The 14,720-nt window shown below is 57.5% G+C and carries 11 protein-coding genes; 3 read left to right on the forward strand and 8 right to left on the reverse strand.

Annotation, left to right across the window (positions count from 1 at the left end; all coding sequences use genetic code 11):
- Positions 1–89: 89 nt before the first annotated feature.
- Positions 90–1,574: an alpha-amylase gene (locus KDC22_RS31330; protein ID WP_211721446.1), complete on the forward strand. Its 1,485-nt coding sequence runs from the start codon at positions 90–92 to the stop codon at positions 1,572–1,574.
- A gap of 1,168 nt (positions 1,575–2,742) precedes the next feature.
- Here the strand turns inward: KDC22_RS31330 and KDC22_RS31335 are convergent.
- The gene (locus KDC22_RS31335; RefSeq protein WP_211721447.1) at positions 2,743–3,351 is read right to left on the reverse strand and encodes a biotin transporter BioY; all 609 of its coding nucleotides are present in this window, start codon (positions 3,349–3,351) and stop codon (positions 2,743–2,745) included.
- 125 nt (positions 3,352–3,476) lie between these two features.
- Here KDC22_RS31335 and KDC22_RS31340 point away from each other — a divergent pair, with 125 nt between their 5' ends.
- Together KDC22_RS31340 and KDC22_RS31345 are read left to right on the forward strand one after the other, a co-directional pair.
- Positions 3,477–4,289 (forward strand): energy-coupling factor ABC transporter ATP-binding protein, encoded by an 813-nt coding sequence (locus KDC22_RS31340; RefSeq protein ID WP_211721448.1) that lies wholly within the window; start codon positions 3,477–3,479, stop codon positions 4,287–4,289.
- On the forward strand, positions 4,286–6,244 hold the full coding sequence (locus tag KDC22_RS31345; protein ID WP_211721449.1) for an ATP-binding cassette domain-containing protein: 1,959 nt from the start codon (positions 4,286–4,288) through the stop codon (positions 6,242–6,244). The genes KDC22_RS31340 and KDC22_RS31345 overlap by 4 nt, the downstream gene beginning before the upstream one ends.
- Here KDC22_RS31345 and KDC22_RS31350 read toward each other — a convergent pair.
- The 7 genes from KDC22_RS31350 to KDC22_RS31380 all read right to left on the reverse strand — a co-directional run bounded on the left by KDC22_RS31350 (position 6,237) and on the right by KDC22_RS31380 (position 14,521).
- Positions 6,237–7,100 carry a nitroreductase family protein gene (locus KDC22_RS31350; RefSeq protein ID WP_211721450.1) on the reverse strand — a complete coding sequence of 288 codons (864 nt, stop codon included), beginning with the start codon at positions 7,098–7,100 and terminating at the stop codon, positions 6,237–6,239. The two genes, KDC22_RS31345 and KDC22_RS31350, sit on opposite strands and share 8 nt — an antisense overlap.
- A 145-nt stretch (positions 7,101–7,245) precedes the next feature.
- Positions 7,246–9,903 carry a bifunctional lysylphosphatidylglycerol flippase/synthetase MprF gene (gene mprF, locus KDC22_RS31355; RefSeq protein ID WP_425516978.1) on the reverse strand — a complete coding sequence of 886 codons (2,658 nt, stop codon included), beginning with the start codon at positions 9,901–9,903 and terminating at the stop codon, positions 7,246–7,248.
- A gap of 188 nt (positions 9,904–10,091) precedes the next feature.
- The gene (locus KDC22_RS31360; RefSeq protein WP_211721451.1) at positions 10,092–10,982 is read right to left on the reverse strand and encodes a DMT family transporter; all 891 of its coding nucleotides are present in this window, start codon (positions 10,980–10,982) and stop codon (positions 10,092–10,094) included.
- A complete protein-coding gene (locus KDC22_RS31365; protein WP_211721452.1) occupies positions 10,979–12,205 on the reverse strand; it encodes a multidrug effflux MFS transporter in 1,227 nt (408 codons plus the stop codon). Before KDC22_RS31365 ends, KDC22_RS31360 begins: the two co-directional genes overlap by 4 nt.
- 217 nt (positions 12,206–12,422) lie before the next feature.
- Complete coding sequence (locus KDC22_RS31370; RefSeq protein ID WP_173136350.1) at positions 12,423–13,040, reverse strand: alpha/beta hydrolase; 618 nt, start codon at positions 13,038–13,040, stop codon at positions 12,423–12,425.
- 2 nt (positions 13,041–13,042) lie between these two features.
- Positions 13,043–13,993: a ring-cleaving dioxygenase gene (locus tag KDC22_RS31375; RefSeq protein WP_211721453.1), complete on the reverse strand. Its 951-nt coding sequence runs from the start codon at positions 13,991–13,993 to the stop codon at positions 13,043–13,045.
- 126 nt (positions 13,994–14,119) lie between these two features.
- Entirely contained in the window at positions 14,120–14,521 is a 402-nt protein-coding gene (locus KDC22_RS31380; protein WP_039308226.1) for a DoxX family protein, read from the reverse strand.
- Between the last annotated feature and the right edge of the window lie 199 nt (positions 14,522–14,720).

Consider the following 14,720-nt stretch of genomic DNA (forward strand, 5'->3'; position numbering starts at 1 on the left):
CATCTCTTATACTCCTTGCTGAGGTTCCAGAACTGCCGGATCAGATCACTGTCAGAGTCGTCTTATAATTGTAAAGGAGGCCTACCCGTATGAAGAGAAATCATACAATGATGCAATTTTTTGAATGGCATGTTGCCGCGGACGGAGAACACTGGAAGCGCCTTGCCCAGATGGCCCCGGAACTGAAGGCGGCGGGAATTGATTCTGTATGGGTTCCCCCGGTTACCAAAGCGGTCTCCCCCGAAGATACCGGCTATGGGGTCTACGATCTCTATGACCTTGGTGAATTCGATCAAAAAGGCGGGGTACGTACCAAATACGGGACCAAGCAGGAGCTGATCGACGCCATTGCCGAGTGCCTGAAGAACGGTATCGCGGTCTACGTAGATCTGGTCATGAACCATAAAGCCGGAGCGGATGAGACAGAGGTCTTCGAGGTTATTGAGGTGGACCCCAACGACCGCACTAAGGATATCTCCCAGCCGTTCGAGATCGAAGGCTGGACCAAATTTGATTTCCCGGGGCGCGGGGATGAATACTCCAGCTTCAAATGGAACCATACCCACTTCAACGGTACCGATTTCGATGCCAAGGCGAACCGGAACGGCGTGTTCCGGATTGACGGGCTGAATAGAAGCTGGAATCAGAATGTGGATGACGAATTCGGCAACTACGACTATCTGATGTTCGCCAACATTGACTATAGCAATGACGATGTGCGGAAAGAGATGCTGAACTGGGGCAAATGGCTGGTCGATACGCTGCAATGCAGCGGGTACCGCCTGGATGCGATCAAGCATATCAACCACGAGTTCATCAAGGAATTCGCCATGGAGATGAAAAAGAAACGCGGCGAGGACTTCTACATCGTCGGCGAATTCTGGAACTCCAATCTGGAGGCCTGCCGCGAATTCCTGAACACCGTTGATTACCAGATCGACCTGTTCGATGTTTCGCTTCATTACAAGCTCTACTCTGCTGCGCTGGCAGGAAGGGATTTCGATCTGCGGCATATTTTTGATGATACGCTGGTCCAGACACATCCCGCCAACGCCGTCACCTTCGTTGACAACCACGATTCCCAGCCGCATGAAGCCCTGGAATCCTGGGTTGGCGACTGGTTCAAGCCCAGTGCCTACGCTCTGATTCTGCTACGGCGCGACGGATATCCCGTGGTCTTCTACGGGGATTATTACGGCATCGGCGGACCTGCTCCGATGGATGGCAAGAAGGATGCCATTGATCCTTTGCTCTGCGCCCGCTACACCAAGGCTTACGGGGAGCAGGATGATTACTTCGATCATCCTAACACCATCGGTTGGGTACGGCGCGGGGTCGAGGAGATCGAAGGCTCCGGCTGTGCCGTAGTTATCTCGAACGGGGACAACGGAGAGAAGCGGATGTTCGTCGGTGAAGCGCGCAGCGGAGAAATCTGGGAGGATTTCACCCATAACCGCGAGGAGTCCATCACCATCGGCGAAGACGGCTGGGCGGTATTCCCGGTGAACGGCGGCAGCGTCTCCGTCTGGGCACTGCCTGAGCCGAAGCCCGCGGATTCCTGTGCTGAGGAATAAGGTAGCGGGGCTGCGGGCAATGTAACTTCTACAAACAAACGATGCCGTCCCTTGTGTTATGGGGACGGCATTGTTTATCTACATTTGCTGAAATCAGGTGCACTTGTGCTCTTCATTGCCACACTTTAAATTCTCTATTTTCCTGGCGATTTCAGTTCTCCGAGCACCATCCCTCCCATTTTATCCACAAATTATCCACATAAGTAAATATTACTATTCATTGAATGGGGATAAGCCCATTTTACAGTTAATTCGAGACACAACTCAGGCAAATGGGCAGCTTCAACCGCATCCCGCCTACTTTTGGCCCGATCAGTGGGATTTATCCCTCTGATTTCCGCATCCCGCCAACCTTTGGCCCAATCAGTGGGATTTATCCCTCTGATTTCCGCATCCCGCCTACTTTTGGCCCGATGAGTGGGATTTATCCCTCTGATCTCAGCATCTAGCCAACCTTTGGCCCAATCAGTGAGATTTATCCCTCTCATCTCAGCATCTAGCCAACCTTTGACCCAATTAGTGGGATTTATCCCTCTCATCTCAGCATCCCGCCTACTTTTGGCCCGATCAGTGGGATTTATCCCTCTCATCTCAGCATCTAGCCAACCTTTGGCCCAACCAGTGGGATTTATCCCTCTTATCTCAGCATCTAGCCAACCTTTGGCCCAACCAGTGGGATTTATCCCTCTTATCTCAGCATCTAGCCAACCTTTGGCCCAACCAGTGGGATTTATCCCTCTTATCTCAGCATCTAGCCAACCTTTGACCCAATCAGTAGGATTTATCCCTCTCATCTCAGCATCCCGCCTACCTTTAGCTCAATCAGTGGGATTTATCCCTCTCATCTCAGCATCCCGGCCTACTGTCAGCGTATGCGCGCAGTCTCGGTGTAGAAACAAATTAGTCTTTCGTAGGATTCAGCTCCAAAGCTACTTATCCACAACTTTATCCACATTTTGTGCACAACGGACTGAATATCAGATGAGGAGCTGTCTAGTAAACTGTTAAACAACGCAAAATAGGCGATTCCAAGCCGCAGTGGCTAGGGAATCGCCTATTCGAGCAGAGCAGGTGTGCCTTACAGTGAGCTCCTCACGGGTAACACCTTACGTTCAGCACCTTAAAGTTAGCGACCTACAGTTAACATCTTACGTTCAGCGCCTTAACGTTAGCGGCTAACGGTCGGGTTCTCCCCGTCTGCCCAGGCACCGGTGTCACGGTTCAGAATACGTTCAATCGGATATACCTTCCATACAGCGGTTACTACCGCCGAACAGAGAACTGATTTGAGCAGGTCACCTGGGATAAACGGCCACATGCCTGCTGTTAATGCCTTGGCGAGCGAATCTATCCCTGTTGAATAGGCCAGCCAGCCCACACCGCCCGGATAGACCAGCAGCGCGCCGAAGATAAAGTTGGCTGCAAGCAGCTTCACGAACGTATATTTGTCCTGCTTGATCCGCTCGGCGAAGAAGCCGATCAGCCAGGCTACGAACGGCCAGGAGAAGATATACCCTGCTGTTGGTCCAACCAGCACCGTGAGTCCGCCGCTTCCGCCCATTACCTGGAATCCGGCAGCGGTAAGTCCGATCACAATCAGCACCGCGAGCGCCCCGTAGCGGGCACCGAGGATAGAACCGGCCAGCATTACAGCCAAGGTCTGCGTGGTAATCGGCACCGTGGAGAAGGGCAGCGATATTTTCAAATAACTCAGGGCTATCATAACTGCAGCGAATAAGGCACTGAATATCAGGCCGCGGGTTGTCCATTTTTTCATGGCCGGGAGTAGCCCCCTTTTTTTAGGATCACTATAACACCCGCCTCCTGATACATCAATCCCATAATCTTTGTTATAATGGGTAGCAATTGTTGACAAGAGCATTATGGAAAGCAGGCATGAGGATGATCAGGGCGCATAATTTAACCTTGTCTGTACGGGAAGGACAGCACAGCCGTACGGTACTGCAAGGGATTAATATTCATATAGAGCGGGGGGAGTGGGTGGCGCTTACGGGGGCCAACGGCTGCGGCAAAACCTCGCTGATCCGCTGCTTCAACGGATTGAATACCCCATCAGCTGGCAGTCTGATCGTAGCTGGACTGGACATGCGCCCGGCTCACAACCGCGCAGCGGTGAAGCAGCGGGTCCAGCTCGTATTTCAGAATCCCGAAGCGCAGACGGTAGGCTCCACCCCTTTTGAGGATATTGCCTTCGGACTGGAGAACAGAGGCCTTGCACGGGACCTTATGATTGCGCGAATCGGTGAGATTCTACAGCAGGTGGGGCTGGCCCACAAGGCAGAAGCAGAGGTGTCCACGCTGTCCGGCGGGGAACGCCAGCGACTGGCTGTCGGTTGCTGCCTGGCACTGGAAGCCGATATGATTATCTTCGATGAAGCTACCTCGATGCTGGACCCCGAGGGAAGGCTGGATATCCTCGAGCTGGCCCAAGGGTTATGGCTGACGGGTACCACGATTCTCTGGGTGACACAACGAATGGAGGAACTGGCAGTTAGCCCGCGCATCGCCGTTCTGGGCGAGGGGCAATTACTCTATGACGGCAGCCCGCGCAGCCTGTTCTATGCCTCCGCGCTGCCGGATGCACTCGGCTGGACTCCCTCTCCGGCCGTCCGTGTCGGCAAGCTGCTCCAGAGGCAGGGCTGGCCGATCCACCTGCTGCCGCTGACCGGACAGGAACTGGAGGAGATTCTATGAGAATTCAGGCAAAGCAGTTCTCTTTTCGGTACGAAGACGGCAGACAGGCCATTCAGGATATCTCCCTGGATATCCCTTCAGGTACGCTGACCGTCCTCTGCGGGGTGAACGGGAGCGGCAAGTCTACGCTGCTTCGCCTGCTCGCGGGGCTTGCGCAGCCAACGTCCGGGCGGATTCTCCATGGAGACGGGAAGAAGGGGGATCACCGGGCCGCAGAAGCGGTATCCATGGTTTTTCAGCAGCCGGAGACCCAGCTGTTCGCGGGCACGGTGCACAAGGACATCGAGTATGGCCTGACGCAGCGCGGTGTACCACAGGCTGAGCGGACGGAGATCATCGCCAGCGCACTAAGGAAGACCGGGCTGGCTTACGATGAATTCGCCGGGCGCTCGCCCTTCCTGCTTAGCGGCGGCGAGAAACGCCGGGTATGTATTGCCGGTGCCCTGGCCGCTCAGCCCGGACTCCTGATTCTGGATGAGCCGACAGCCGGGCTGGACCCGCAGGCGGCGCAGTCGCTGCTCGGGCTGGTGCAGGAGCTGCGCCGGAGCGGCTTGACCCTGATCATCGGCACGCATGATCTGGACAGCTTCCTGCCGCTTGCCGACAAGGTGATCGTGATGAAGCAGGGCGCTGTCCATTATGACGGTCCGGCTCCGGCGTTGACCGCCGACCCCGCACTGCTTGCGGACGCCGGTCTTACACCTCCGGCCTATGCTTCCATAGGCCGGAGAGCGGTACAGCTTGGCCTGCTCGAAGGAGTGCCGGGCAGTCTGGAGGAGCTGCTCGCGGAACTGGAGAAGCACCAGCTGCCTGTACCGGAGGTGGCTAGCCTTCCGGCAGGCTCTTGTGCCCCTGCGCGTGCCATATCACCCGATGGCCAGAGCGGCCTTCCCAGGGAAGACAGCGCCAACTACAGCGATGACAGCATCCGAAGCCAAGCGGTCCACGCTTCAGCCGTTGCCACTTCAACCGCTGTCTCTTCAGCCGTTCCACCTTCAGCCGTTGCCACTTCAACCGCTGTCTCTTCAGCCGTTGCCGCTTCAGCCGTTGCCACTTCAACCGTAGTCCCTTCAGCCGTTCCACCTTCAGCCGTTGCCGCTTCAACCGCTGTCCCTTCAGCCGCTCCACCTTCAGCCGAAGCGGAAACCGCCCACGCAGCGACCACGCCCGGCGCCACGCAGCCAGGACCGCCCGCCCGCCGGTCTGGCTGGCAGCAGCTTGACCCCAGGGTCAAATGGCTGGGGATGATCCTCGGCTCGCTGGTCCTGTTAGGGATGGATGCCCTTCTTCCGCTGCTGCTTACCGCAGGCCTGCTTGCCGGACTCGCAGCTTCGGCACGGATCTCCTGGCGCAGAGCACTCCGATTCTTCCGGCCTTTCCTCCTGATGTTCCTGTTCCTCTGGCTGCTGTCCGGGCTAAGCTGGAGTTCACCCGACTTCACCATCGGGCCGCTCAGCTTCAGCTATGCAGGAATGCTGCGCGGGGGGATCAGCGTGCTGCGGTTCCTGCTGCTGATTGCCCTGGGCTTCCTGTTCACCGAGACTACAACCGGCGCCCCCTTGCGGGAGGGGCTGGAATGGGGCATCGCTCCGCTGCGGAGACTGGGCATCCGGACCCGCAACTGGTCGCTTGCCGTATCGGTGACCCTGCAGTTTGTGCCGTGGATTCTCGGCAAGCTGGCACAGCTGCAGCTCGCGCTGGGCTCACGCGGAAGACGCGCCCGCGGGCTGGCGCGCTGGTCCCCGCGGCAGATCGCCCTGCTCATCGTTCCTCTGCTGATCCTGGTCCTCGGCATGGGCGACGAGCTGGCGACAGCGGTAGAATCACGGGGGTATGATCCCGCCAAGCAGCGGACCCCCGTCTATCAGCTACGCTGGAGCAAGCGGGATACGCTGGCCGCCCTGGGTATCCTGGCGGTTGCGGCATTGCTGTGGTGGACAGCCCGGATTAGCTAAGCGTGTAACTGAGCATATATTCCGTATGCGGACTATCCGCCTCTATTCCCGGGTCCTCTATGGCCCAGGTTCCGGCAATGCCCAGCTCCCGGCAGGTCAGCCCGAAGTTGCAGGCGGCAATCCCGATATCAATCCGCTGCATCTGGAACCCAAGCTTGTTGCCGCTATAGTTGGGGGTATGCTGAAGATAGAAGTGCATCTTCTTCCGGTCCGGGGACAGGACCAGCCTCCAGGGCTGTTTGTTGGAGGCCGACGGGCCGATCCGCACCATCTCGACAGGCACAGCCAGCCTCCCGGCCGCTTCCGGGGTTAAGCGGCTGCCAAATGAACCGTCGTAGAAAAGCTCCGCCCACGGCTTCTTATTGTCGGCCTTGACCACATAACGCATCGTGGCATCCAGCAGCCGCTGCTTCTCCCGTGCATATCCAAGCGGAGTAATGCAGGGAATAATCTCCCCTTCCGCAAGCTCAAGCTCGCGGGCAAACGACTTGCGGTTGAACGTTCCGCCAATCCAGCACGTGCCCAGACCCAGTCCGGTAGCGAACAGAATCAGCTTCTGGAACGTATAGCCGAACTCCAGCAGAGCCAGCTTGTCATTGCGCACGGAGCCTGCCAGATAAGCCTGCGGATTCACAATGATCCCGTAAGCCCCCAGCTTCATGCCCTTGCCTTCACTGCCTCCGCCTTTGGCCCATATCCATTCTACCCCGGTTCTCCCGCCGAAGGGCCCGCGCAGATTCTCTTCCTCAGCCAGATACTCCATGATGGCAGCATGAGCCGCCGCATCAATCGGTGTAGTCTCATAGGTGCGTACAGATTTCCGTTTCTCCATCATTTCCATTACTGCTTTTCCCATCCCGATCTTCCCCCTTGTCATGTGAAAAAGGAGGACTCCGCAACAAACAGGAGCCCTCCTAAATAATATGGATCTACAGACGCCCCTTCCGGGGCCGGCAACTGGTAAAAATAGTATCTCCCATTTCCGCAGAAACGTCCAGCGCCTATTCCTGCTCCTCCGGATGGCGGGAGACCAGCCTCACCAGATCCAGCGTCAGAAGCGGGATAGTCACAGATGCGGGGTAGGAGAGGTATCTCGGCTCCCACGCCGGGCCGAACTTCTCCTTGTACATCCGCAGACCGGTGAAGCCGTAACCGTGGCCTCCGCGTTCAAAGACCAGGCGGGCCAGCTTCTCCTCCTGCAGCGCCCCGGAATGGCAGGAGGCACTGAACAGCGGGGCATAGCCGAGATTGAAGCTTCCGTAGCCCCGCAATTTCGCCCACTCCATCAGACACAGGAACAGGTAATCCATAGCCCCGTCCGGCGTATCCTTACGATGGCGCACCAGGTCAACAGACACCGTCTTCTTCCTGTCATAACCCGGGGCTATGGAGGCGAAGGCCAGCAGAATGCCGCCCGGTCCGCGCAGCAGCGCCAGCGGGGATTGCTGGAGATACCGCTCGCTGAACCAGCCCAGCGCATAGCCTTTCTCCATACGCCCGGCCAGCCATTCCTCCGACAGCAGGCGAAGCTCGCGCAGCAGCTCCGCAGAGTGCAGTGCTTCCGTGATCTCAAAGACATAACCCTCACGTTCAAACCGGCTTCTCACACTACGCAGACTGGCATTCCGGAGCCCGCCAGCATCGAAGTCCGCCAGCGGCACGAGAGCCTCTTCCCCCAGTTTGAGGAACCGGTAGCCTTGGCTCTGATACGCCGGGAGATAGGCCGGAGTCGCCAGATAGAACACCACCGATAGCCCGTACAAGTCCGCAGCCTGCCTGAACTCACTGATCCCGTTACGCAGCAGGCTCATGGGTCCCAGCGGGTCGCCCAGCACCACCAGCTTATCCCGGACTCTGGCAAAAGCGAACAGCACTCTGCCCTCCTGGGCCCAGAAGAAGCTTTTGTCGCCAAGAAACAGCTTATGGCTTAAGGCATTGCCCCAGCCCTCTGCCAGAAAACGCTCCAGCCGCAACATATCCTTATCCGCGGCAAGCGCATCTGCCTTGCGCTGCGGCCGGAGGGCCGCAAGCAGGATCAGCAGCAGCCAGGAGAAGATCAATCCGCCAATAGCTGTAACGGCCACATTGCTATGCTGCCGCAGCCATTCCGGCCGGATTCCGGGCGGGAGATGCTTCAGGAAGCCGTGATGGGTATAGCTCCCCAGCCAATAATAGCCGAGCGCCACAGCCGAAGTCAGGAGCAGCCACCCTAAGATGCTTTTGCTGCTCAGGGGCACACTGATCCGGTAGAACCGGGTCCGGGAGATCCAGAGGATCAGCGCTACCAGCAGCAGGAACAGCGCCTCCTCATAATCGAATCCCTTCGTCACGGCAAAGACCGCTCCGCCGCACAGCAGCAGACTTGTCCAGATATACGCCCGATGGACACGCAGGGAGATTCCCCGCGACAGCAGGATCAGCATGAAGCCGATCAGCACGGACAGATGGTGGGAGATCCGCATAACAGGCAGCGACAGCAGCTCCTCCGTCACCTTCAGCCGGTAGACCAGCTCAGGCGTAGCAGCGGACAGCAGCAGAAGCAGACCGCTTGCCAGCACCAGCTTGCCGAGCGCCCATACACCAAGGTCACCAAGGAAGGTATATTGACCGGGCGAGCCCCATATTTTCTGCCATAGCGTCAGGGGCGCTTCAACCTTGTCTCCGCTGCGTTCAGCGCCTTTTTTACCCGGCAGACCGAACTCCAGCGCGGCCAGCACCAGTCCGATCAGCCAGGGGATAATGTAATAGAATAATCTGTAGATGACCAGGACGGCCAGCGCATGATCGCTTTTGAACCCCAGCTGGGTCAGTCCAAGCAGCGCAATCAGGTCGAAGGCGCCGATGCCGCCAGGAGCCATGCTTAGAATCCCCGCAATGGCGGCAACCACATATATACTGAAGATTGTAACTGGCGGCACACTTCCGAGCAGCTCACCGGCAATGAACCAGAAGGTCAGCCCGGCGAACACCCACTCCAGAAGGGAAGCACCCACAGAAGCGCCCACGGTAAGCCAGGCGGTTCTCCCCTCCCCCCGGTTAATCCATTTGGCGAAGAGCGAGGAGCGCTGAAGCAGCACAAACAACGGCAAATACAGCGCTATTCCCCAGACCGCAAATACCAGCCAGTGATGCGCCTGCATCAGCCTGTCCGCCGGAAGAAGTCCGCTAATCGTACCCCAGCCGAGCAGCGATAGCCCCGTAATCATCAGCGGCGACAGAAACACAATGGCCGGTGCCAGCACAGACGTAGGCACATTGCTCCTTTTATACAGCAGCGTTCTAAGGCCCGCGCCGGCCAGACCGGCGAATCCGATCATATTATTGAACGTATTGGCAATCCAGGCGTAGCGGAAAGTCCGAAACCAGCCGAGCTGCAGACGGAAATGCCTGCGGATTAGATAATCATAAGTACTCATGACCGCCACCGACAGCAGCGAAATCCCCAGCATCAGCAGAATGGAAGACACGGGAACGGATTTCAGATCATGGATAATTTTGCCCAAATGAATCTGCTTCAGCTCATGCTGCCCCTCCAGATAGACCAGCCCGATGATCAGCAGCGGAACAAGCGCCCGTACCGCCTTCATCCGGTAGATGGAGATCAGCAGCCGCACGAATCTGAAGCGTTCCAATTTTTTTTTGATTACCGTATGCATCATAACTTCACCTGACCTTACTGCCGAACACTCTTGTTGCCTGAGCAATATTCAGCTCTCCATGCGACCTATTATAACAAGCTCATCCGTAGAAGACCCGTATAATGGTCACATGTGCACAAGAGTTAGACGGCGGGCGAAGGCTTAGTCCCTGCAAAAGCCTCTGTACTTATCCGGTTATCGCCCGAAACTCAGTCTTCCTGAATATCCGCCGCTTCCGGCTTACGGACCCTCCGATTCACCAGCATGACGCTCAGCAGAATGATGACCAGCCCGGCTATCGTGTTGGCATAGACCTGCTCCTGCAGGAAAATCACACCCCAGAGCAGGCCGAATACAGGCACGAGGAATGTGACGCTGACGGTCTTGACCGGACCGATACTGGCAATCAGCCGGAAATACAGCAGATAAGCCACCGAGGTACAGATCAGCGACAGGCCCAGCACAGAGTATACAGCAGCGGCGGAAGGCAGATGATCCGGGGCAAAAATAACCGCCAGCGGCAGCAGCACTACGCTTGCTCCGAGCTGTTGTCCGGCAGCCAGCGCCAGCGGAGAGAGCCCGGCCCCCACCCGTGACGCGTATAAACCTCCCAGCGCATAGCAGAGCGCTGCGCCAAGCGAATAGCCTACGGACACAAGAACCGTGCCTGTGAGCGGAAGCGGGCTCCAGCCGACCAGAACGCCCACACCCGCAAGGCCCATAATCAGCCCGGCAGATTTGGCTGCGCCCGGCTTCTCCTGCCGGGTGCCCCAGGCCGCCAGTGCCGCGAACATCGGGGTCGTCGCATTGAGAATCGCCGCCAGAGAAGCGCTGAGATGCAGCTCAGCCATACAGATCAGGGTGAACGGAAGGGCCGCATTGACCGCACCCAGCAGCAGGAACGCTCTCCAGTGCTTCAGGATGCCCAGCTTGCGCCGGGTGAGCAGGGCATAGAGCAGCAGAGCAGCTCCGGCAAGGGTAACACGCAGTTCTGTCGTGAAGACCGGACCCAGTTCAGGAGAGGCGATCCGCATGAACAGGAACGAAGCTCCCCAGGTAAAAGCAAGCAGCAGCAGAATAGAGAAGTCCTTGCGGCTCATGACCGGACCTCCCTTCTGCAGAGCAGGACATAGGACAGAATAGACAGGAGGCCTGCTCCTGCGATGACCAGCGCCATCGGCACAGCCGAGCCGCTGCCGCCAAGTCCGACGAGCGGTGCCGCGCAGCTGCCCAGCAGCAGGGGGAGCAGACCCAGAAGCGCAGAAGCGCTGCCTGCGGTCTCTCCCTGATCCTGCATCGCGAGCGAGAAGCTGGTTGTACTCACCAGTCCTACACTTGCGACCACGGCGAACAAGCAGACCAGAATCGGCAGCAGCCCGCCTCCGGCGAGAAGGGTCAGCAGCAGAACACCGCCCGAGGTACTGAGCAGCAGGCCGCAGATGAGCAGCTTGCGCTCGCCCACTCTTGCCGCCGTCCGCCCGGCAATCTGCCCGGTCAGAATAATGCCGAAGCCGTTCACAGCGAAGATCAGGCTGTACATCTGGGGGGATACCCCGTAAATCATCTGCAATACAAAGGATGATCCCGAAATATAAGCGAACATGCCTGCGGTAACAAATCCCTGGGAGAGGGCATAGCCCATGAACCTGGCATTGCCGAGCAGGATGCGGAAGGTAAGCAGGGTTCCCTTCAGCCCGCTTTGTATACGCCGTTCCTTGGGCAGAGTCTCCGGCAGCCGCAGCAGAATGACCGCCGCAAAGAGCAGTCCGCATACAAACAAGACCACAAACACGCCCTGCCAGGTCGTCACTCTCAGCAGTTGCCCTCCGATGACGGGAGCTGCGATCGGGCCCAGCCCGTTGACAATCATCAGCAGTGAGAAGAACCGCGTTAATTCAGAGCCGCTGTACATATCGCGGACCGCCGCCCGGGAGATAACCACGCCCACAGATCCGGCCAAGCCCTGGATGAAGCGCAGCAGGATCAGCAGTCCAACCGACGGGCTGAACGCGCACAGCAGCGAGGATACCGCGTAGATGACCATCCCGATCAAGAGCGGGGTGCGGCGTCCGTACACATCACTGAGCGGTCCGGCCACGAGCTGGCCTGAAGCCAGTCCCAGCAGGAAGAAGGTCAGGGTAAGCTGAATCATGGCCGGGCTGGTACCGAAATGGATACCCAGCGCAGGTAAGGCCGGCAGATACATATCAATCGACAGAGGACCAATGGTAGCGATCGCCCCCAGAATGACCGCAAGCTGCAGCCGCTGTCTCCGGGACGGCCCGCCCTCTGCAAGGCTTGTTATCGGGTTATGCTTAATCATATGTAGTTATGCACCTTTCTCTTGGCACCTCTTTAAAAGACAGCAACTCCGTTATTGCCCAGGTCCGTTTTTTATTCTTCATACTACCTGATTACGAGCGGATTGTTCAATGCTTTTATGGCCGCTTGCAGATTGCCCTGTACACAAATAACCGCCTGCGGCCGGCCGGTCATTCTCTGATCAGCAGCCCCTGCAGGCGGTTCCCTGTATAGTTATATCATTCTCCTGAAGCTGTAAGTCCGGCCAGCCAAGCTCTCGCCGCTTCAGCCTCGGCGGCGCTCAGGCGGTGCCCCTGATTGCCCCAATGCGAGGTAACCTCCGCTCCTGCACCGCTTAGAAGAGCCTCCAGCTCACGGGTCTCCTCGGAACGGATGATCGGATCATTGGTCCCTGCCCCGATGAAGACCGGAACCCCCTGCAAGGAAGGTATGGCAAGGCCGCGCAGCGGAACCATCGGATGCAGCAGCACGGCTGCGCGGAAGATGTCTCCGTAATGGAAGAGCAGACTGCCTGCGATGTTCGCACCGTTGGAGTAGCCGACGGCTACCAGATTACCGGCATCGAAGCCATACTTCGCTGCCGCTTCCTCCAGGAACTGCTTCACCTCACGGGTGCGGAAGATCAGGTCCTCCTCATCGAAAATCCCCTCAGCCAGCCGCCGGAAGAAGCGCGGCATCCCATTCTCCAGTACGTTGCCGCGGATACCGAGCACCGAGGCTCCGGGAGCCAGCAGCTCAGCCAGCGGCAGCAGATCACGCTCATTGCCGCCTGTGCCGTGGAACAAGACCAGTGTAGGCTGTGTTACGTCCGTACCTTGCTCGAATACATGAATCATACTCATACCTGCTTCACCTCGATTTCACGGATTTCAAACACACTCAGATTCTCTTCAATCGCTGCACGCTGCGGCTCAAACCACGCCGGAAGCATCAGCTTCTGCCCCAGTGCATCCGCTGGCTCATCACGGGCAAAGCCGGGAGGATCGGTTGCAATCTCGAACAGGATTCCGCCTTCTTCACGGAAGTAGATGGCATTGAAGTACTGGCGGTCCTGCACCGGAGTCGGCTGGTAGCCGTGGCTCTGTACCCGGCGGCCCCATTCCAGGTGCTCCGCATCATCTGCGGCGCGCCAGGCGATGTGGTGGACCGTTCCTGTACCTCCGCCTCCCTGCGGAACCGGGGCAGCCTTCAGATCAATAATGTTGCCGATCTCGCCGGAGGCTCTGTACCGGATGTAGCCGTCACCTTCAGCGATACGCTCCATTCCCAAGGTACGGGAGAGGGTATCTGCTGTCCGGTCCGGGGCAGTGCTGTAGAGCACGGCACCTCCGAAGCCTTTGACTGCATGTTCTACAGGTACTCCGCCGAAGGACCAGGTGCTGGGTGCACCATCTTCGCGTTCCACCAGCTCAATCCGCAGTCCGTCAAAATCCGCGAAGGAGAGATACGACTCGCCGATCCGGGTTACCCGGTTCACGGGAATCTGGTAAGCGGCAAGCCGCTGCTCCCAGAATCCGAAGGAGCCTGCCGGTACCGCGTACGTGGTCACTCCCACCTGGCCGCCGCCGATTCTGCCTATGCGGCCATGGGCCCAAGGGAAGAAGGTGATGATCGTACCCGGAGCGCCCTGCTCGTTGCCGAAGTAGAGGTGATAGACCTCCGGGGCATCGAAGTTAATAGTCTTTTTAACCAGCCGCAGTCCAAGAATTCCGGCATAGAAATCAGCGTTGCGCTGAGCGTCCCCTACAAAAGCGGTGATATGGTGAATTCCTGCAGTTTGCATAGTCATAATAATTACCTCCTGAAATTGGGTGTGTTGTACCATCTGTTTTTTTGTAAAATAGAATGCTATCTTAACGTCCGCCCTGGGCAGCCGCCCGCTGTCTGTGGAGCAGGCTGCCTGGCGTACCGGCTATTATTTAAAGAAAAGTGCATCAAGTGAAATCGAACCCGGACCCGCCAGCGCTACACCTACGGCAACCACCAGCACCGTCAAAGGAAACTCAATCCCGTTCGCCGTAGACCAGAATCCGTTAGGAGCATGGACTTTGACAATCGCGCCAAGCATGGTTGCGGCAATCAGCACAGCAGCTACCGGGGTCAACAGACCAAGTGTGAACAACAGCCCTCCGACCAGCTCCATCAGACCTGCCAGCACCGCCATCCGTACGCCGGGCTTAATGCCGATCGACTCCATCCAGCCGCCTGTTCCTTTGGGGCCGTAGCCGCCGAACCAGCCGAACAGCTTCTGTGCACCATGCCCGATGAACGCTACACCAATTACCAATCTCATCAATAATAATCCTACACTAACCATTTTAAACACGCTCCATTCTCTCGGTTTTAAGTATCTTAACGTTAAGATATTGATTAAAAAAATTTTGGTCTAACTATGGCTATTTATATAAGGCTATTTATATAAGACACACTTAAGATTTGAACTTAGGTCGTCATTGCAGATATTTGGAATTCCGGCCGCTGGCCGAGTTCTATGAACTAATCCGCTGTTCGCGTGA

This window comes from Paenibacillus tritici (assembly GCF_018207515.1).
GTDB lineage: Bacteria > Bacillota > Bacilli > Paenibacillales > Paenibacillaceae > Paenibacillus_AQ > Paenibacillus_AQ tritici.

Excerpts from the sequence above, each read along its gene's own strand:
- KDC22_RS31330 (WP_211721446.1), top strand. The coding sequence starts at position 90 with ATGAAGAGAAATCATACAATGATGCAATTTTTTGAATGGCATGTTGCC.
- KDC22_RS31335 (WP_211721447.1), bottom strand. The coding sequence starts at position 3,351 with ATGAAAAAATGGACAACCCGCGGCCTGATATTCAGTGCCTTATTCGCT.
- KDC22_RS31340 (WP_211721448.1), top strand. The coding sequence starts at position 3,477 with ATGATCAGGGCGCATAATTTAACCTTGTCTGTACGGGAAGGACAGCAC.
- KDC22_RS31345 (WP_211721449.1), top strand. The coding sequence starts at position 4,286 with ATGAGAATTCAGGCAAAGCAGTTCTCTTTTCGGTACGAAGACGGCAGA.
- KDC22_RS31350 (WP_211721450.1), bottom strand. The coding sequence starts at position 7,100 with ATGGGAAAAGCAGTAATGGAAATGATGGAGAAACGGAAATCTGTACGC.
- mprF (WP_425516978.1), bottom strand. The coding sequence starts at position 9,903 with ATGATGCATACGGTAATCAAAAAAAAATTGGAACGCTTCAGATTCGTG.
- KDC22_RS31360 (WP_211721451.1), bottom strand. The coding sequence starts at position 10,982 with ATGAGCCGCAAGGACTTCTCTATTCTGCTGCTGCTTGCTTTTACCTGG.
- KDC22_RS31365 (WP_211721452.1), bottom strand. The coding sequence starts at position 12,205 with ATGATTAAGCATAACCCGATAACAAGCCTTGCAGAGGGCGGGCCGTCC.
- KDC22_RS31370 (WP_173136350.1), bottom strand. The coding sequence starts at position 13,040 with ATGATTCATGTATTCGAGCAAGGTACGGACGTAACACAGCCTACACTG.
- KDC22_RS31375 (WP_211721453.1), bottom strand. The coding sequence starts at position 13,993 with ATGACTATGCAAACTGCAGGAATTCACCATATCACCGCTTTTGTAGGG.
- KDC22_RS31380 (WP_039308226.1), bottom strand. The coding sequence starts at position 14,521 with ATGGTTAGTGTAGGATTATTATTGATGAGATTGGTAATTGGTGTAGCG.